Source organism: Merdibacter massiliensis (genome assembly GCF_900155395.1).
Classification (GTDB): domain Bacteria; phylum Bacillota_I; class Bacilli_A; order Erysipelotrichales; family Erysipelotrichaceae; genus Merdibacter; species Merdibacter massiliensis.
This window is the reverse complement of the sequence record NZ_LT699727.1, coordinates 394672-411887: the sequence shown is the minus strand read 5'-3', so window position 1 is coordinate 411887 and position 17216 is coordinate 394672. Positions and strand designations below refer to the sequence as shown.

Annotated in this window: 21 protein-coding genes and 3 tRNA genes; 17 read left to right on the top strand and 7 right to left on the bottom strand. The window is 35.1% G+C overall.

Translation table 11 applies throughout. From position 1 onward, the window contains the following. From thrC to BQ9859_RS09980, 11 genes are all read left to right on the top strand, one after another. Positions 1–1482, top strand: coding sequence for a threonine synthase (thrC, locus tag BQ9859_RS10030; protein WP_075878010.1), 1482 nt, complete (start codon positions 1–3; stop codon positions 1480–1482). Next, complete coding sequence (gene thrB, locus BQ9859_RS10025; protein WP_075878009.1) at positions 1479–2360, top strand: homoserine kinase; 882 nt, start codon at positions 1479–1481, stop codon at positions 2358–2360. The genes thrC and thrB overlap by 4 nt, the downstream gene beginning before the upstream one ends. Next, positions 2353–2787, top strand: coding sequence for an ACT domain-containing protein (locus BQ9859_RS10020; protein WP_075878008.1), 435 nt, complete (start codon positions 2353–2355; stop codon positions 2785–2787). The genes thrB and BQ9859_RS10020 overlap by 8 nt, the downstream gene beginning before the upstream one ends. A 62-nt stretch (positions 2788–2849) precedes the next feature. Next, a complete protein-coding gene (locus BQ9859_RS10015; RefSeq protein WP_075878007.1) occupies positions 2850–3587 on the top strand; it encodes a TIGR01906 family membrane protein in 738 nt (245 codons plus the stop codon). Continuing rightward, a complete protein-coding gene (locus BQ9859_RS10010) occupies positions 3584–4150 on the top strand; it encodes a Maf family protein (RefSeq protein ID WP_075878006.1) in 567 nt (188 codons plus the stop codon). Before BQ9859_RS10015 ends, BQ9859_RS10010 begins: the two co-directional genes overlap by 4 nt. Before the next feature lie 58 nt (positions 4151–4208). Beyond that, positions 4209–4282: transfer RNA gene (locus BQ9859_RS10005), tRNA-Thr, on the top strand. Positions 4283–4528: 246 nt separating this feature from the next. Next, positions 4529–4876, top strand: coding sequence for a helix-turn-helix domain-containing protein (locus BQ9859_RS10000; protein WP_075877515.1), 348 nt, complete (start codon positions 4529–4531; stop codon positions 4874–4876). After that, positions 4831–5748, top strand: coding sequence for an IS3 family transposase (locus tag BQ9859_RS09995; protein ID WP_143404394.1), 918 nt, complete (start codon positions 4831–4833; stop codon positions 5746–5748). Before BQ9859_RS10000 ends, BQ9859_RS09995 begins: the two co-directional genes overlap by 46 nt. Positions 5749–5964: 216 nt before the next feature. Beyond that, positions 5965–7302, top strand: a complete 1338-nt coding sequence (locus BQ9859_RS09990) for an IS4 family transposase (protein ID WP_075878005.1) — start codon at positions 5965–5967, stop codon at positions 7300–7302. A 388-nt stretch (positions 7303–7690) separates the two neighbouring features. Then, positions 7691–8425 (top strand): tyrosine-type recombinase/integrase, encoded by a 735-nt coding sequence (locus BQ9859_RS09985; RefSeq protein ID WP_075878004.1) that lies wholly within the window; start codon positions 7691–7693, stop codon positions 8423–8425. A gap of 30 nt (positions 8426–8455) precedes the next feature. Further along, positions 8456–8809 (top strand): SHOCT domain-containing protein, encoded by a 354-nt coding sequence (locus BQ9859_RS09980; RefSeq protein WP_075878003.1) that lies wholly within the window; start codon positions 8456–8458, stop codon positions 8807–8809. A gap of 20 nt (positions 8810–8829) precedes the next feature. Here the strand turns inward: BQ9859_RS09980 and BQ9859_RS09975 are convergent, their stop codons facing one another. The 3 genes from BQ9859_RS09975 to BQ9859_RS09965 all read right to left on the bottom strand — a co-directional run bounded on the left by BQ9859_RS09975 (position 8830) and on the right by BQ9859_RS09965 (position 11854). Then, positions 8830–9639 carry a DNA adenine methylase gene (locus BQ9859_RS09975; RefSeq protein WP_075878002.1) on the bottom strand — a complete coding sequence of 270 codons (810 nt, stop codon included), beginning with the start codon at positions 9637–9639 and terminating at the stop codon, positions 8830–8832. Positions 9640–9931: 292 nt separating this feature from the next. Further along, the gene (locus tag BQ9859_RS09970) at positions 9932–11101 is read right to left on the bottom strand and encodes a hypothetical protein (RefSeq protein ID WP_075878001.1); all 1170 of its coding nucleotides are present in this window, start codon (positions 11099–11101) and stop codon (positions 9932–9934) included. Positions 11102–11128: 27 nt separating this feature from the next. Beyond that, positions 11129–11854 carry a S24 family peptidase gene (locus BQ9859_RS09965; protein WP_075878000.1) on the bottom strand — a complete coding sequence of 242 codons (726 nt, stop codon included), beginning with the start codon at positions 11852–11854 and terminating at the stop codon, positions 11129–11131. Between the two features lie 149 nt (positions 11855–12003). On the opposite strand from BQ9859_RS09965, the gene BQ9859_RS09960 reads away from it, so the two are divergent. Further along, positions 12004–12198, top strand: a complete 195-nt coding sequence (locus BQ9859_RS09960; protein WP_075877999.1) for a helix-turn-helix domain-containing protein — start codon at positions 12004–12006, stop codon at positions 12196–12198. Positions 12199–12209: 11 nt separating this feature from the next. Next, positions 12210–12380 (top strand): carboxypeptidase, encoded by a 171-nt coding sequence (locus tag BQ9859_RS12375; protein ID WP_143404415.1) that lies wholly within the window; start codon positions 12210–12212, stop codon positions 12378–12380. Here the strand turns inward: BQ9859_RS12375 and BQ9859_RS09955 are convergent, their stop codons facing one another. Both BQ9859_RS09955 and BQ9859_RS09950 read right to left on the bottom strand, forming a co-directional pair. Beyond that, a complete protein-coding gene (locus BQ9859_RS09955) occupies positions 12381–13082 on the bottom strand; it encodes a DUF4145 domain-containing protein (protein ID WP_075877998.1) in 702 nt (233 codons plus the stop codon). Positions 13083–13215: 133 nt separating this feature from the next. Next, positions 13216–14472 (bottom strand): IS110 family RNA-guided transposase, encoded by a 1257-nt coding sequence (locus tag BQ9859_RS09950; protein ID WP_075877997.1) that lies wholly within the window; start codon positions 14470–14472, stop codon positions 13216–13218. 250 nt (positions 14473–14722) lie between these two features. Between BQ9859_RS09950 and BQ9859_RS09945 the strand changes: the two genes are divergently transcribed. Beyond that, entirely contained in the window at positions 14723–15016 is a 294-nt protein-coding gene (locus tag BQ9859_RS09945; RefSeq protein WP_143404414.1) for a hypothetical protein, read from the top strand. Between the two features lie 241 nt (positions 15017–15257). Here BQ9859_RS09945 and BQ9859_RS12870 read toward each other — a convergent pair whose 3' ends face one another. Together BQ9859_RS12870 and BQ9859_RS12660 are read right to left on the bottom strand one after the other, a co-directional pair. After that, on the bottom strand, positions 15258–15701 hold the full coding sequence (locus tag BQ9859_RS12870; RefSeq protein ID WP_202613488.1) for an integrase core domain-containing protein: 444 nt from the start codon (positions 15699–15701) through the stop codon (positions 15258–15260). A gap of 12 nt (positions 15702–15713) precedes the next feature. After that, on the bottom strand, positions 15714–15971 hold the full coding sequence (locus BQ9859_RS12660) for a hypothetical protein (protein ID WP_235846428.1): 258 nt from the start codon (positions 15969–15971) through the stop codon (positions 15714–15716). Positions 15972–16409: 438 nt separating this feature from the next. Here BQ9859_RS12660 and BQ9859_RS09935 point away from each other — a divergent pair. The 3 genes from BQ9859_RS09935 (at position 16410) to BQ9859_RS09925 (ending at position 17197) form a co-directional block, all read left to right on the top strand. After that, positions 16410–16494 (top strand) — tRNA-Leu (locus tag BQ9859_RS09935). Between the two features lie 106 nt (positions 16495–16600). Beyond that, positions 16601–16684 (top strand) — tRNA-Leu (locus BQ9859_RS09930). Between the two features lie 108 nt (positions 16685–16792). After that, positions 16793–17197, top strand: a complete 405-nt coding sequence (locus BQ9859_RS09925) for a hypothetical protein (RefSeq protein ID WP_075877995.1) — start codon at positions 16793–16795, stop codon at positions 17195–17197. Positions 17198–17216 lie beyond the last annotated feature (19 nt).

The following is a 17216-nucleotide window of genomic DNA, read 5'->3' as shown; positions in this document are numbered from 1 at the left end:
ATGGTCCAACAACCATATTATCATAGTACAAGAGGAAAAGAAGCCTGTACACCGAAAGAAGCAATCCTGCAAGGAATTGCTAGAGATGGTGGATTATTCGTATGGGATGATTTGGATCAAGATCCAATCAAACTGTCTGCTTTTTTACAATATGATTATCAGCAAATGGTACAGGTCTTGTTTAAGAAATTATTATGGGATTATACAGAGGAAGAATTAAAAGAATGCACGTTAGCAGCTTATGGTGATCATTTTGATGATGTATTGATCACACCGCTGGTATTCGCCAAAAATCAGCCGATATTAGAATTATTTCATGGTCCTACCAGTGCCTTTAAAGATGTTGCCTTGTGCATGCTGCCACAGTTGATGACAAAGGCCTTAAAAGGAAAACAGGAAAAGGTCATGATCATCACAGCAACCAGCGGCGATACGGGGAAGGCTGCATTGAGCGGTTTTCAAGATGCAGACCGTATTGGCATCCTGGTTTTTTATCCGGAGGGAAAAGTCAGCAATATCCAGCGTCTGCAAATGGCAACACAAGCAGGGAACAATGTAGATGTATGTGCAATTCGCGGTAATTTTGATGATGCGCAAAGCAATGTGAAAGCTATTTTCCAAAGTGAAGGTGCTAAACGATTATTCGAAGAAGAACATATCGTTTTGTCCAGCGCCAACTCTATCAATATCGGTCGTCTGATTCCGCAGATCGTTTATTATTTTGCAGCGTATAAGCAAATGTATGAGCAAGGAAAGATCCAAATGGGAGATCTTGTCAATTTCTGTGTACCAACAGGAAATTTCGGCAACGTGCTGGCAGGCTATTATGCAAAATTACTAGGATTGCCAGTTCGTCATTTGATCGTTGCAGCAAATGAAAACAAAGTGCTGGATGATTTTTTGCGGACAGGCGTGTATGATCGCAATCGTCCTTTTCATAAGACGATTTCACCAAGCATGGATATCCTGATTTCTTCTAACTTAGAACGCATGCTGTATTATATGTGCGGAAAAGATAGTAAAAAGGTCAATGACTGGATGTGCGATCTGGCCAACCATGGGCGTTATCAAATCGATGAAGAAACATTGGCCAAGATCCAGGATGTATTCTTGAGCGGATACTGTGATAATGCACAAACATTTGCTGAAATTCATCGTGTTTATGAAGAAAGCAATTATGTGATGGATCCACATACAGCTGTTGGTTCCCATGTGTTGCGTCAATATGCTTTATCTGAACCAACGATTTTATTATCCACTGCTTCTCCGTTTAAATTTACAAGAGATGTATTATGCGCATTGCAAATAACTCCGGCAGATGATGATTTCCAGTGCATGGAACAATTATCCCGGCTTGCAAACTGCAAGATCCCAAAAGGTCTTTATGCGTTGAAAGATCTTCCGATCCGCTTTGAACAAGTAATCGACTGTACGGATATGGAAACCTATGTCTGTGAGAAGGCGAAGGAGTTGTTGAAATGATTCGTGTACATGTACCCGTGACCAGTGCCAATATCGGAGTCGGCTATGACTGTTTGGGTCTTGCACTAGACTATTTTGGTGTGTTTACTTTTTCTTTCGACAAGGAAGGATTAGTAATTACCGGCTGTCCGCAGGCATATCAAAATAAAGATAATTTAGTCATACAAGCTTTTTATTCAGCGTTAGATGAATGGAAGATTCCTTATCCCTTAGGAATTGCTTTAGATATCCAGAATGCATCCCCTATGTCCAGAGGGCTGGGAAGCAGTGCATCTTGTATCGTGGCCGGAGTTCTGGGAGCAGCTGCTTTCAGCAAGCGTTCTTTTACAAAACAAGAATTATTGCGTGTATGTCTGCATCTGGAGCATCATCCAGATAATTTAGCTCCTGCACTATACGGTAATCTTTGTTCCTCTTTTTTAGAGAATGAACAACCGTATGTCTCTTTGTATCAAGTGCATGAAAAATTTGCTTTCGTTACGGTGATTCCGGATTATGAGGTACAAACTGCAGCAGCACGTGCAATATTGCCTGATCAGATGAGCTATGGTGATGCAGTTTATCAGATGGGAAGATGTGTTGCTTTATGCAGAGCATTGGAAACTGGCGATCATGAGCTGCTTTCCCATGCGTGTCAGGACCGCATGCAGGAACCATATCGCAAGACCTTGATCAAAGATTACGAGGATGTTCGCAAGATTGCGCTGGATCAGGGGGCGCAAGCTTTCTTTATCAGCGGAAGCGGTTCTACTATGATTGCGATCATCGATCAGCAAAAAAGTGAACAGTTGCGTTCGCTCTTTCAAAAACGATATCCGACTTGGATGATATTGAATCTGCAGGCTGCGAAGAAAGGAGGGTACGTGGAATATGAATAAATATTACATCGTCGATGCCGAAATCTTGCCGGATGTTTTAGATAAGGTCATTGAGGCTAGAGGTATGTTGGAAAGCGGAATGATCAAACAGGTCAGTGAAGCTGTAAAAAGAGTGGGCATTTCCAGAGGAACTTACTATAAATATAAAGACTATGTATTTCCTGCCATGCAGGGAAGAGAAGAGAGAAAAGCAGTGATTTCTTTGATGCTGCACCATAAAAAAGGGATCTTGAGCGAAACATTGAATTGTTTATCCGAGGTGAATGCAAATATTTTGACAATTAACCAAAATATCCCGATCCATGACTGGGCGAGTGTAGTGATTTCTTTTGATTTCAGCGAAATGCAAGGTTCTTTGGATGTATTATTAAAGACCCTGCGTACGATCAAAGGGGTAACGAATGTTCAATTGATTGCCGTGGAATAAGCATGTTGAAAGAAGAGCGCACTTCATGATACACTGTATACGATATGAGGAGTAGTGATAAGATGAAACAACGAATTTCCTCTTTATTTGGAGCAGTTTCTGCCTGTTCTTTGATCATATTTTTATTGTTGAGCAGTGTTGATATGAATTGTTTTAATACCCATTTTTTTGAGCAGCAATATGAAGAATTACATACCGCAACTACCTTGGGAATGAATGATACAGATCTGATGAAAGCAACTACGACGCTTTTAGACTATCTAAGAGGAGAAGTAGATACGATCGATGTCGAAGTGAATATCAATGGAGTTCAACGGCTTGCTTTCAATGCGAAAGAAAGTGCGCATATGGTAGATGTACGGACATTATATCAAAATGCAATGACTGTACGCTGGAGCGCCTGTATCTTATTTGTCATAAGTATCGCTGTATTGCTTTATTTGCAACGCAAAGCATTCTTTCATTATTTTAGTAAAGGGCTGCTGTTTGTCTCTTGTTTATTTATCTTATTCTTGTGTTTGCTTGGCATCTGGATCCAAGCCGACTTTACTGGTTTTTGGACAACGTTCCACCATATCTTTTTTACCAATAATTTGTGGCTGTTAAATCCGGCGACCGATCTGATGATCAATTTATTTCCAGAGGCATTTTTTGCCAATTTGGTTATTCGCATCATATTATGGTTTTTAGCCTTTTATCTTTCTTTCCTGATCATGGCAATCTATGATCAGCACCAAGCACTGCAGATGTATTTTTTTCCACAGAGCATTACAAAAAAGAAAGGAAGATTAGATAAATGAAACCTTTGATCTTAGCCAGCAAGTCGCCTCGAAGAAAAGAACTATTAGAAGAGATGGGACTGTCTTTTTCTATCGTATCCAAAGATATTCCAGAACATTTATGCATGGAATATGGATTGCAAAAAGCAGTAGAGGCTTTAGCAAAAGAAAAGGCACAGGCAGTATTTGCAGATCATATGGAGCATATCGTCATTGGAGCAGATACTATCGTTGCTTTGGATGGCGAGGTATTCGGCAAACCAAAAGATGAACAAGATGCAAAACGCATGTTAAGGCTTCTTTCGGGAAGAACACATCAGGTCATTGGCGGAGTGGCAATTCTTTCCAAGGAGAAAACCGTGACCTTTTCTTGTGTGACGCAGGTTTCATTTTACCCGATCGGTGAAGAAGAAATCAATCGTTATGTGCAAAGCAAAGAACCGATGGATAAAGCCGGCGCATACGGGATTCAGGGACTGGGAAAATATTTTGTAAAAGAGATCCACGGAGATTATTTTAATGTCGTCGGCTTGCCGATCTCGCGGGTCTTACGCTTTCTTCAGCAATTCCCTGCAGAAAAATAAAAAATTGATTGCCTAATTGAGAGCATTTCGTATATAATAAATATTGTTCATGCGAAGTGCCGGTATAGTATAGTGGTAATACAAAGCAATGGTAATGCTTAGCGCTCAGTTCAATTCTGGGTACCGGCACCATATGAAGAAAAAGCCTTTATTTAAACAATGTCATTAAGTTAAATATGAGGGCTTTTAATTAGTAGAGCAGAAATCTTTTTCTGCTCTACTTTTTTATTGTACTATTCATAGAAATATGAATAGATGACTTCAGTCAGTTGAGCATCGAAGATGCGAAATAAAAAACCACGTGCTATGTAAAGCCCCAGTTATAATAGACATGTATAATAAAACCACACATGACTCTAATAGAAAGGGGCTTTTATCATGGCTAAAAAGAGTACAAAATTTAATAAATATACTCCAGAGTTAAAAACTAAAGCAGTAGAAGATTATCTAAGTGATGAATATGGTGGATTACGCAGCATATGCAAAATATATGGTATCAAAGATAATAGAACCTTAAGAAATTGGATAAGACTATATAAACAAAATCCAGAATTACTTAAAGATGATGGCAGACGCTTAGGTAAAAAAGATGGAGTATATAAAGGTAGATCTAAGAAAATAAATCTTGATTATATGACCAAAGATGAACAGCTAGAATATCTTAAGATGGAGAACGAAATATTAAAAAAAGCGAAGGCTCTCCGCAAAATATACGGAGAGCACTAAGATATTCGATAGTTTATGATTTAAAAGATAAATATCCAGTTAGAAGATTATGTAATTATCTTAAAGTATCAAGTAGTGGATATTATCGTTGGTTAAATATAGGCAGGCCTATAAGGTATTCATTTGATGATTTCTTAGCCGATCAGATAGAAATGATATTTTATGAATCTTATAAAGGATATCGTTATATAACAATGAAAATAGCTTTAGATACTGGTGTCATTTATAATGAAAAGACTGTTTATCGTTATATGAAGATATTAGGTTTATCCTCACCTATCAGGAAGAAAAAGTTTAAATGCTGTACGATTCAAGAAAAAGACAAAAAAGCAAGAACAGTTTGTGATAATGTCCTCGCTAGAAACTTTAAAGCTTCACGTCCTTTAGAAAAGTTAGTTACTGACGTAAGCTATATCTATTGTCAAAAAGGTCGTATGTATATTTCCGTTATTAAAGATCTTTATGACAATTCTATTTTAGCATATAAAATATCTAAATTTAACGATATGAATATCGTTATGAACAATATAAAAGAGATCATCAATGATAAGATATGGAATCCAACAATTGAATGCATCATCCATAGCGATCAAGGTTTCCAGTATACAAATATCATATATATCAAATATCTTGATAGTTATGGAGTTACAATATCACATTCAAGAAAAGCGAATTGTTATGATAATGCCTGTTGTGAAAATTTCTTTTCTCATCTTAAATCTGAATGCTTAGAACTTAATAACAATATCCCAAATACCTTTGATGATCTTATTAAGAAAGTTGATGATTATATCTACTTCTATAATCATCAAAGACCACAAAAGAAATTAAAAGGTATGCCTCCTATGAAATACAGAGAATCCTACCTATAGTGTGGTTATTTATAAGTGTCCCATTTTATTGGAGCTTTACATTTGGCGTGGTTTTTATTTTATTCTTGACAAAAATGAAAATATGCGGCGTGGAGCTATGCTCCACGCTTTCGTAAAGGAAGTGTTAGGAGGTATCAATTATATTCCTTATCTATACTTTCTTATTTGTTTCTATTATTTATTTCTGTAGGATTTTTGTTTTGGAGGTGATATCTTATGAGTTCTTTTTCTTCTAATGTCATCTCTGATTTAAACAAAATCATTGAGTCCCTGGCTGATAAATCCATTCATCGTTCTTTGGTGCTTGATCCTCAGAAAAATTTTATTCGTTCTTCTAAACTTGGAATCGTAGAAACCGTCCGATTCATTTTAGGTTCCGGTCCTTCTACTTTAAAAAATGAATTGCGTAACTTTTGTAAAGATACGAAAATTTCTGTATCAAGCAGCGCTATGGTCCAATCCAGAGCGAAACTTAAAGAAAATCTATTCTATTTCTTATTAGACTCATTAAATCAAAAGTATCCTTATAAGAAAACCTTTAAAGGCTATAAACTCATTGCGGTGGATGGAAGTAAGATCAATATCCCTTATAATCCAGACGATGTTTCTACTTTTCATAATGGCAAAAGAAAAACAGACAATACACAAGGGAAAGGTTATAACCAAGTGCATTTGAGTGCTGCTTACGATGTCCTGAATTCTAGATTTATAGATGCCATGATCAAAGGTATTAGGCAATATGATGAACGTATACAAATGATGCAGCTCGTTAGCCGCAATGAAAATGATAAAACCATTTGGATCGCTGATCGAGGCTATGAAGGAGCTAATCTGATTGAAAATTTAAAACAGAAAACAAAATTTATCATTCGCGCAAAAGATATTAATGGAGGGAATGGAATTATTACCGGTTTAGATATACCTGAAAGTGAACTTGATAAAGATATAGACCTGATATTTACTAATTACAATCGAAAGGAATATCAAAAACAGAAGTCAAAATATAAGATCATCCAAAAATCACAGGAATTTGATTTTTTAAATGAAGATACACATTTTTATAACACAACATGGAGGATTCTTAGATTCAAATTAAAGAACAATTACGAAGTGCTGATTACAAATTTAGAACGTGATGTGTTTTCTTGTGAAGATATAAAATATATTTACGGATTAAGATGGAACATCGAAATTGCCTTTAATTATTTAAAACACGATATAAACGTAATCAATTTTAAAAGTAGAAAAAAAGAATTCATCATACAGGAGATTTTGGCTAAACTTGTCATGTACAATCTATGTTCTATCATTAATACATATCTAGAGAGTCAAAGGAAACAAAAGATGAAGAAGAAGTTATTACATAAGATAAATTTTTCTAATGCCATCCATCTTATAATGGATGTCTTCTTCAAAACAAAAAGAAAAGGCGGAATTCCACCTAATCTCGATATACAAATAATTAGTGATACATCCCCAATTAGAAAAGGAAGAAGTTTTGTGAGATCTCCACATCCACAAAACTATACTGCATCTAATTATCGTATCTATTAATCACTACTACTATAACATATTTTTTAAAACTTTTGATAAAAGTTGTTTTTATCATGCCAAAAAAGCAAATTAATTCTCCTAAATAATAAAAGCCACAGGAAAATTTAACCCGTGACTTTTTAAGCCTTCTTAACTTAATGACATTGTTATTTAAAGGCTTTTTTTGTTATCGATACTGCATATGCCGAAAACCATGCCGAAAATTTCCGTTGAATTCTCTTGCTTTTTTGATAATATGAAGATGTAGGAGGAATGTTTATGGCTGTAGAAAAGAAAAATGGTAAATGGTATATTAGAGGTAAATTTAAAAAAGAAGATGGGTCTTACTATGAATATCGTCGTCTAACCAAACAATGCAATAAAAAAAAGTGAAGCAGAGGCGTATGAATTGAAGTTCAGAGAGCAATTTCAACAAGAAAATGTAATTCATGTTAGAATAACTAAAACTTTTAAAACTGTAGCTAATGAAATGATAGAAAACAGCAGTGATATTAAATACTCTACCGTTAAAACAGACATGGATATACTCAAAAAAGTTAATTTAAGTATTGGGGATAAACTGATCAATGTAATTACATCAAAAACATTACAGCAATTAATTCATAATTTAGAGGAACAGTACTCAGAGCGTTATATCAAGAACATCTACTATACAATAAATAAGGTATTTAAATATGCTATTTTTAAAGACTACATCAAAGTAAATCCATTAGAAAAAGTTAAGCGGAAAATAGATAAAGACTCTATAAAAGAAGAAATGTTGTTTTGGGAACCATCCGATTTCGAAATTTTTATAGATCATATTGATAATATAGAGATGAGAGCTTTCTTTATTTTTTCATTTTGGATAGGAACGCGCCGCAGTGAAACATTAGCTCTACAGTGGAAAGATATTGATTGGAAGAGCCGTTCTGTTCATATCTATAAAACAGTTACACAACGCGCAAAGGGTACTTCCTGGGCAATCACGACACCTAAAAGAAAGAATAGTATTCGTGTTATTATGATGCCACAAATAGTTATCGATTCTTTGCAGAAATTATATGATATGCAAAAAGTGATGTATGCCTTTAGCAAGGATGTGTATTTGTTTGGCTATTATAGACCAATGGGCCTCGATTGACCTCGTAGATATCTAAAAAATACCATTAAGATGATTAACGAAAATAATGATCATATTTTACCGGATATTCGAGTTCATGATCTTCGTCACAGTCATGCAAGTTATTTGATCAATAATATGTCTGATCAGTTTACTGTTTATGATATCGCAAAGCGTATTGGTGATACTGTAGATACCGTATTGAATACGTATGCTCACTGGTTTAATAAAGATGTGGATCGCAAAGTAGTAAACGCCATTGACCAACAAATTACTACTTCATCCGACTCTGAATCTAGCAGCTCTTATCTTGACGAACTAAAACAATTAAAAGAGCTTTTGGACTTGGGAATACTAACTGAAAATGAGTTTTCCGCAAAGAAAAAACAGTTATTAGGTATTTAAAAACCACCATACGGTGGTTTTTAAAAAGTAATTTTATTATAAAACATAACTTCTTTTCCTAAACGTTTGCTTTCTACGGTATATGACAATTCATATTCTGTATGTTTAGAAAAATTATAAATATTTATTATTTCTGGTACAGCATCGTATGTAACAACCCAAGGAAAGTCTAAATTTTTAACTAATTGAGAAATTTCAACATGATCTTTATGATGGAAATAATTTCTATACAAGCTAGCACCTTTATTATAATAAGGAGGATCTATAAAGAAAAATGAGTTTTTAGGGAAGGGTTTTGAAATAAATTCACGAGCATCTAAATTAAATATTTCTATGTGTTCACGATTTTGGTGAATTTTTTTAACACGATTTTTTAAGTTTTCTCTGTTAAATCTACAGTCTATTAAGTAAGCACCTTTTTGTTCATATCCTCCAATAGGTCCGGCTTTTATTATTCCTGATCTATTTGTGCGGTTTAAATAAAAGGTAGCTTTTCCTAATTTTAATAGATCTTGTTTTTCATGATTGTAAATGTATTTTTGTTTTTTATACTCTTCTAAGGTAAGTGGGATATTTTCAATAAAATCTATAAACTCATCATTATGATACAGTATAGCATACCATACAGCATAAATGGCAATATCTGCATCATTGAGTATTATTTTTTGAACAAACCCTTTAAATAATAGATTTAATGCTAAATTACCACCACCTGCAAACGGCTCTATATATGTACAACCAAGCAAATTATTGTTTTTCAAAATTTGTACGGTTTGTTTGAGCATTTTTCCTTTTCCACCAGGATATCTTAAAGGCGAGAAATAAGCCATATATTTTCATCTCCTTGTAAATAGTATAGCAGGGATTATTTGGATTGGCCAGTGCTGTTGTTGAATATTAATCTTATCATTGGATGTAATGCATCATATAAATCAGAGATGATTGTTGATTGTAATGGCGGCATTCGATAGTTATGAGTTGCGTCATTTAATAAGTTAATAACATCATTAGATTTTATCATTGCTTTAATTCTGGCCTTTTCTTCTTTGTTGATCAGGTTGTTTTCGGCTGATGTGTTTACGACTATCATAATATTGCCAGATAGGTTGTTTTTTCCGATGTTTATTCCATTTTTTCGGCATACCATTCAAACGAATATTGTAGAAACGATCGTAGAATAATAGCAGATGAAATAGGAAAATCTTTTAATGGTAATGATTTTAGTTCATATGCAATTTGGTCAACCATCATGTTATTAGTTTTAGATAATTCTACAAATTGTTCTTCCGAAATGGTAGTCTTTCGATTATTGTTCATTTTTTTAATAGGAGTTATAGGATTTGATATGGCTTTACATTCTTTAACAATTGGAACAGCATGGGCGTGTGGTTGATCAGAAGAGTTTTCGTTAGGAATAACAATTTCTAGCGGCCTTTGTTCTGCTTTTGAAAGTTGTTCGATTTCTGCATTTAATTCTTTTTTTTCGTTAAAAGTTAATGCGGGTTGTCCAATAGAATATTTTTTAATTAAATCTTCAATGATTGCTTTAAAAATATAATTTTCTGTACGTGTATTAACTTCTTCTACATGACCGTCAATATAATAGGATTTTTGTTTAACAATTTTACAAATTTCTTGTATTATAGCCGTATCATTGTTCAAATCTATTTTTCCATTTTCTAAAATTCTTAGTTGATTTTTTCTTAAAATTCGATTAAAAATATCAGTTTTTCTATTTGTCATTTTAATTATATCTTGATCAGAATAATTGTAATATTCCAATGTTTTTATCCAAGGGTGTTTGATCGCTGATCCAATAAATAAACTAGCACGATATTGTGATAAAGCATTCCAATCCTTCTTAGTTTTATTTTCATGTATATGTAATTCATTTAAAGCATTCATTAAGTTTTCACGATCATCTTCACTTTGATCATCATAAACATCAGCATATAGTTCATTTATTTCAATGGGACCTCTAGATCTACACAAATTCCTAAGCTCTTCATAGCGTGGATTATTAGGAATTAGCTCAGGATGTTTAAAGATTTTTATAACTGAAGTTCTCCTATTACCATCCATGAGTATATAAGTTTCATTCCTTTTTAACAAAAGGACAGGAAAAGTTCTACAATCTTTTTCCATTCTTTTGGCTAATTCTAAATATGAATCATAGTCTTCTTCAATAAGATAACAAATAGCTTCTTTTTCACTTCCTAAGGGTGAATGTCTAAAGTTCTCTTTATTTATCTTAATATCCTCAATATTAAATCTAACCCCTTTTTCTGCCATTCTTCATTCCTCCTTATGTAAAACATATTAGATGTGTTTACCTATTACTTTCCCCAAACAAATTGTCTGGTCAGTTATAGGAATATCCTCATATTTGTCATTGTGAGATTTTAAAACACTGCCTGCAAATTCTTTAACAAATGCTTCTCCATTGATCATAAAGATTCCAATTTCTCCAACATTTACTGAAGGCTGCTTCTTGATCAACAGCACATCACCGTCGGAATATGTCGGTTCCATGCTATCGCCATTTACACCAACAGCAAAATTCGCCTGCATATTAATGTGGTTATGTCCAACTTCAATCATTTCAGGTGGTATATCATCAAATACGAATTGGCCAGTTCCAGCAGAAACAATGTGTCCATAGAACGGAAGCAGCATAGGTGGTTCAAATTCGATGAACTCCTTCGCTTGTTCTTGTCTATGAGACAATGTATCCAATAATCCATCTATCGCTTTTTTATCCAGTGGATCAAGAGAGCGGTATTTTTTTATGTGATCTTGTTCATCGATTGAAAGGGCAATTTCATCCATTGGTTTCAAATTATACGCTTTCTCTAAAATGCTTACGTAATCCATGTCATATATTTTGCAAAGTTGAAGATAAGTATCAATATCTGGCTCACTTGCTCCAGTTTCATAACCGCTTAGAGTATTTCCTTTTATTCCGAGCATTTCTGCAACTTGTGCTTGAGTGTAACCTGATTTGCTACGTCCTTTTTTTAACATATCGATTAAGTATCTATTCATATAGCTCCTCCTACGATTAAAGTATATATCCCACTTTATGAAATAGCAATAATATTTTCGATTATCTCGAAATGTGTTGTTGACACATCGATAAATACGAAGTATATTAAAAGTATATCGAGATTCTCGAAGAATGGAGGTGATATTTCATGTTTAATAGGGAAGCGTTACAAAGATACATAGAAGAACAAGGGTTTAAGCAAAAGGCAATTGCAGCTAAATCGGGAATTGATGATACAGCCTTTAGCAAAATACTGTTAGGAAATAGAAAATGCGAAGTCAATGAATATATTGCTATTTGCAAGGCCTTAGGCGTCAAACCAAACAAGTTTATTGATGAGTAGGAGGTGGAGAAATGTTTGATTGTTTTAGATTGGATGGGTTAGAAATTAATAAAGTTATTGTTGTTAGGATCATTCGTGGAGAAGGAACCGAAGATGATATGTGCAGGCCAGTAAAACAGTATTGGGATATGGATGGGAATTTTTTGTTTGAAATTAATCCATGTGAAAAAGAAAAAGAGTAATTATTTATTACCCTTTCGTTCTGATGCTTTAGTTTCTGCTATGCCAATTATATCGGAAAAAAGTTGCTCTTGTTCATATCGATTGATATACCATTCTTTAATCAGAAATTCAATTAGTTTAATTAGTTTTACTGCTTCATCCGGTTCAATATCAATAATTTTATCAATATCGTGTTCCATATGGGCTCCAATATTACCGATGCTTCTAATGCCATCAAGGACTCTCCATAAAGTTGGAGATACTTTATCCCTAAGGGATGTGATTTCAGCATTTAGATTTTTCTCATGAATGTCCCAAAAATCATGAATCATTCCCTGTAAACATCTTCTTGCAAGTGTGGCAGATGATTTAGGACTTAAATTTAGAATGGCATAGGCTTCTTCATAATCATTGCGTATAGCCTTTGGTACATATTCTGGAAATTGTTGTGCTAAAGAAATAGGCTTTATGGAGGTATTTATCGATTTAACTTTATTACCAACTCCATGAACTTTAATTGAATATTCTCCACATTGAGGACATTTAAGAAAAGAAATTGCAACTTCACTCTCAAAACTAGGATTTTTTTCATCAATCATATGTACGCCAAGTTCCTTCTTGGAACGCACATTATCAAAGCTTGGATGATACTCCTTTATTGTGGTGCCCTCTACTAATGGGAAAACACTATCGCAGTAAGGACATGTAAAACTTTTAGGCATGATAACACTTCTTTCTATATAGCAAATTATATCATAAAAAGATGGTATTAAGATTTAAAGGAGGTGAAAGTGTGAATAAAAATGCGCAAAAAGGGCCGACTTAAAAACAGGAGGTAAAAGATATCGAAAAAATTTATAAGTTGACTGGAATAGAAGAAATATCAATGCCAGATTGTTTTAAAAAGTTCAATGCTTTTTCAACTGTAAGTGAAGGATTGGCGTTTGGTTTTGGATCCATAAAGGATTCATGGTCACATGGATTAAATTCTTCTCCTGTAAGGATCATGTGGTAGATGCTGACCAGCATCATGCGTGCGATCGCAATGATTGCTTTCTTATGACCTCGTCGTTTCTTGATATTGGAATACTTTCTTCCAAAATAAGATGTCTTATCTTTGATGGCCGATAAAGCACATTGGACAAGCAGAGGTTTGAGATACTGTCCAGCTTTTGAGATACGGACTGACTTTTTCTTGCCGGCACTCTCGTTGTTGGCAGGAGAAAGTCCGGCCCAACTGACAAGCTGTTTGTCGGATTCGAACTGAGACATATCAATTCCTATTTCAGAGATGATAAGAATAGCAGATAAAGCACTGATTCCTTTTATTTGTGTGATGTGCTGAAAAGATCTGCGAAAAGGATACGCACGCTTAATCAATTCCACTTCGCATGAATCAATGAGCTGATCTAAATATTCCACATGATCCAAAGATTTTTCCATCTTGAATCGTTGATCCGATTCAATGTGATAGCCATGAAGAGAGTCCAGTATCTTATCTTTGTTCTTACAGTTTTTGTGAACGAGCTTTAGGATCTTGTCATCATCGATCACATTGGATTTCATGACTTCTTTCATAATGTTGGAAGCCGTCTTGCCAAAAGGATCTGAAACAACAGAAGCCAGACCGACATTAGAAATGGTCATACAGTTTTGATAACGATTCCGTTCTGAAGAACGCATGCAGACCAGTTTGTATCTGTAACGTGCGATCTCACGCATCTCCCGAATTTCTTTGGGAGGGATAAACGAAAACTTGATCAGATCATGTTTGAAGAGATCACAGATCCATTTGGAATCTTTCTTATCTGTCTTCTTGCCTTTGATGGCTTTGACATACTTGGGGTGAGTTAAATGGACATTGGTCTCATCTTCAAGAATGTTAAAGATCGGGATCCAGTATTTACCGGTAGACTCCATACAGACATCAGAACAGTGATGAGATCGCAGCCAATCCTTTAAACGGTATAGGTCGGAGTTTAAAGTGGAGAAGGATCGTTGGAAGTATTCTGTAATGTTGGTCTTTCTATCGGTGATCCCAATAGTAGCGACAACCAGGTTTTTGTGAACATCCATGCCACAACAGTTGAAACGAACGATTTTCATTACCATAAAAAAACTCCTTTCATGCAAAAGGAGAGGTGGCATTGACTGTCATCAAAGCGAATCGACAACAGTTGATTGAACAATCATAAGTGTCCAGGCTCAAAGTCCTACTTATTTGTGCTTGAGATGATGACGGCAACTTATATATATACAGGATATTCAATTGAGTAGAATTCCTACTCACCTCCACGTGCTCTGTAGTGTACCACCTCTCTTATATGGTAACACGAAAAAATGAGACGTGTGAGATTTATTGATGAAATATTTGTGTCCGCGCGACCTTAGGCGCGGGGAAATGGAGGAATATATGGAACGTTTCGTAAACGGTAAAGAGTTTCAGCGCTTATTCAATGAAGCAAATCCGGATGGACACATTGGTTACCCAAAGGCGCTGCAGTTGCTCAAAAAAATTAAAGAGATGCATGGGGATTGTTTGCTTCCATCTGAGAATGTCATTCCAATGACATGGGTAGAGGAAGCTCTTGGGAAAGGCGCATACATCCGGAAAAAAAAAGGTACTGGAACATATAGATTGAAATCCTTTATTTAAAGGCTTTTTTTAATGTTGTTTATATAAAGGACGTAAGATATGCCGAATTTTTTTAGAAATTTACCATAATGAATATGAAACTATGTAAATTATTCATTATTTATATTCTATTTTTGATCATTGACAGTAAGGGATTGCTGGATTGCAAACATTGATGCCATAAGCAAAGATATGTCTATACAAAGGCATATTTCTTTTTCTGGTTTTATGATAAAAAAAGTGTAGGTTTGTAAATGATGTATTACACATTTGATAACTTAACGATTGCATCATTTGGAGATAAATAACCAAGAGGTCGCATTGGTCTGTTATTGGATCTTTTCAGGTATTTCTTTAATTGTATCTGTGCATCGTCTATGGAATAAAACGTTATCTTGTTATAAAACCGTTTTTGATCTTCTCTATGGCTCCTCTCTACCTTGCCGTTATGCCTTGGTGTTGCAGGACGTATGGGATGATATGCAATCTTATTGAGCTGCAATGTCTCTTCAAACAAGGTTTTCTTTTCGCTCCTCAATCGATTGGTAAATTCGGTCCCGTTGTCACTCTGTACACATTGAATGTGAAATGGAAAGAATTGGATGCATTCCATAAGAAACCTTGTCGAAGAAAATGTAGAATGCTCCTCATAAAAGGAGAGATAACGCAGTCTGGTTGCTTCATCGATCGCTGTATACTGATACAGTTTTTTACCTTTTCATTTGCCAACTAAACAAGCAGAAGGCACATATTTGACATCGATCTGTACTTTCTCACCGGGAACAGATGGTGTTTTATAAGGCTTATTTACTCGCTTGTTTCGTTTTTTCTTGTTTTTGAACATACCGAGAGAACGCATGAGACGATAAAGGGAAGAAACGCTTCTGGAGTAGTCATGAAGCTGTTTCATACGCAGCCAGAAGTCAATCAGTCCCATATCCGGATTTCTGCGTCTGAGATCCTTGATCCATTTCAATTCCTGATCACAATGCTGCTTGGGATGATGAAGAGGACGATGAGAACGATCGGCCAGGGTATGGATATCATCATTATGATAACGACGAACCCAGTAATACTGCTAATCTTAAAGTAACCCCTTTTGGTAAAATATAGATTGACAATATTACCCAGAAATAAACGAATTGGCGAGTAACTTTGTAACGGATGGCGGTTTTGGTAGCACCGACACGGTAATAAGAGAGAACAACAGATAGACGAAAACGCATGTCTTGAGTTATACTATTCATGCAAGAGGCTCCTTTCTGTGGTGTGGTAACTTAAGTATAGCGAACCTCTTGCTTTTTGTTTATCCTTTTTGTAACACATCAATTGTAAACCAACACTTTTTCTGGTTTTATGATAAAAAAAGGGACTGGACAAAATAAAAAAAATAGTGTATATTGTTTAGGCAGACGCGGAGGTGGTGAAACGGCAGACACGCTGTCTTCAGGCGGCAGTGCCCACAAGGCGTGAGGGTTCAAATCCCTTCCTCCGCACCAGTGATGTGATAAAGCCTTTCAAGGCTTTTTTATTTCAAAAGGATTCTTAAATTCTTTCATCGTACTAGTATTTGCTTTAGGAATATAGTATAATGAATACCACAATGATGCCGTGGTGGAATGGCAGACACGCTACTTTGAGGGGGTAGTGGGGCAACCCGTGTGAGTTCAAGTCTCATCGGCATCACCATAAGAAAAGAAAACGCAGATATTGCGTTTTTTTTTATAAATAATCAGAAAAGCAACACATTTGTCTGCATATAGTATGCTATACTGAATCAAGTCAAAGGAGGAAGACATGTTTAAAAAAAGAAAAATCAAAGCGGGGACGATCGTATTATATGTATTAGCTGTCCTTTTATTATGTTATGGTGCATATATGTCATATCAGGCATATGCATATGTTTCTTCTTATTATGATTATCAGGGAACGGATATCACATCAAATTTAGGAGAAGCTGTTCAATACATGATTTCACAGTCTTATACTTATACTTCTACATCGATCATTTTTTACGTTCTTGGTCTATTGCTTCAAAAACTGAATGATCTGCACGATTATTTACCAAGAGAATATTTACATCCAAAAGAAATAGAAGAACAGGATGTTGATTTGGCGGCAGATGTACAACCACAGAATGCAGGGGGAAATGATCCTGTATTGCAGGAAATCAAAATAGAAGAGACAACTGATGAAAAATAGTTGGAGGTTTAACGGCTGA

What these genes read in the sequence shown, in the direction of transcription:
- thrC (WP_075878010.1), top strand. Translation starts at nt 1, where the DNA reads ATGGTCCAACAACCATATTATCATAGTACAAGAGGAAAAGAAGCCTGT.
- thrB (WP_075878009.1), top strand. Translation starts at nt 1,479, where the DNA reads ATGATTCGTGTACATGTACCCGTGACCAGTGCCAATATCGGAGTCGGC.
- BQ9859_RS10020 (WP_075878008.1), top strand. Translation starts at nt 2,353, where the DNA reads ATGAATAAATATTACATCGTCGATGCCGAAATCTTGCCGGATGTTTTA.
- BQ9859_RS10015 (WP_075878007.1), top strand. Translation starts at nt 2,850, where the DNA reads ATGAAACAACGAATTTCCTCTTTATTTGGAGCAGTTTCTGCCTGTTCT.
- BQ9859_RS10010 (WP_075878006.1), top strand. Translation starts at nt 3,584, where the DNA reads ATGAAACCTTTGATCTTAGCCAGCAAGTCGCCTCGAAGAAAAGAACTA.
- BQ9859_RS10000 (WP_075877515.1), top strand. Translation starts at nt 4,529, where the DNA reads ATGGCTAAAAAGAGTACAAAATTTAATAAATATACTCCAGAGTTAAAA.
- BQ9859_RS09990 (WP_075878005.1), top strand. Translation starts at nt 5,965, where the DNA reads ATGAGTTCTTTTTCTTCTAATGTCATCTCTGATTTAAACAAAATCATT.
- BQ9859_RS09980 (WP_075878003.1), top strand. Translation starts at nt 8,456, where the DNA reads ATGATTAACGAAAATAATGATCATATTTTACCGGATATTCGAGTTCAT.
- BQ9859_RS09975 (WP_075878002.1), bottom strand. Translation starts at nt 9,639, where the DNA reads ATGGCTTATTTCTCGCCTTTAAGATATCCTGGTGGAAAAGGAAAAATG.
- BQ9859_RS09970 (WP_075878001.1), bottom strand. Translation starts at nt 11,101, where the DNA reads ATGGCAGAAAAAGGGGTTAGATTTAATATTGAGGATATTAAGATAAAT.
- BQ9859_RS09965 (WP_075878000.1), bottom strand. Translation starts at nt 11,854, where the DNA reads ATGAATAGATACTTAATCGATATGTTAAAAAAAGGACGTAGCAAATCA.
- BQ9859_RS09960 (WP_075877999.1), top strand. Translation starts at nt 12,004, where the DNA reads ATGTTTAATAGGGAAGCGTTACAAAGATACATAGAAGAACAAGGGTTT.
- BQ9859_RS12375 (WP_143404415.1), top strand. Translation starts at nt 12,210, where the DNA reads ATGTTTGATTGTTTTAGATTGGATGGGTTAGAAATTAATAAAGTTATT.
- BQ9859_RS09955 (WP_075877998.1), bottom strand. Translation starts at nt 13,082, where the DNA reads ATGCCTAAAAGTTTTACATGTCCTTACTGCGATAGTGTTTTCCCATTA.
- BQ9859_RS09950 (WP_075877997.1), bottom strand. Translation starts at nt 14,472, where the DNA reads ATGGTAATGAAAATCGTTCGTTTCAACTGTTGTGGCATGGATGTTCAC.
- BQ9859_RS09945 (WP_143404414.1), top strand. Translation starts at nt 14,723, where the DNA reads ATGAAATATTTGTGTCCGCGCGACCTTAGGCGCGGGGAAATGGAGGAA.
- BQ9859_RS09925 (WP_075877995.1), top strand. Translation starts at nt 16,793, where the DNA reads ATGTTTAAAAAAAGAAAAATCAAAGCGGGGACGATCGTATTATATGTA.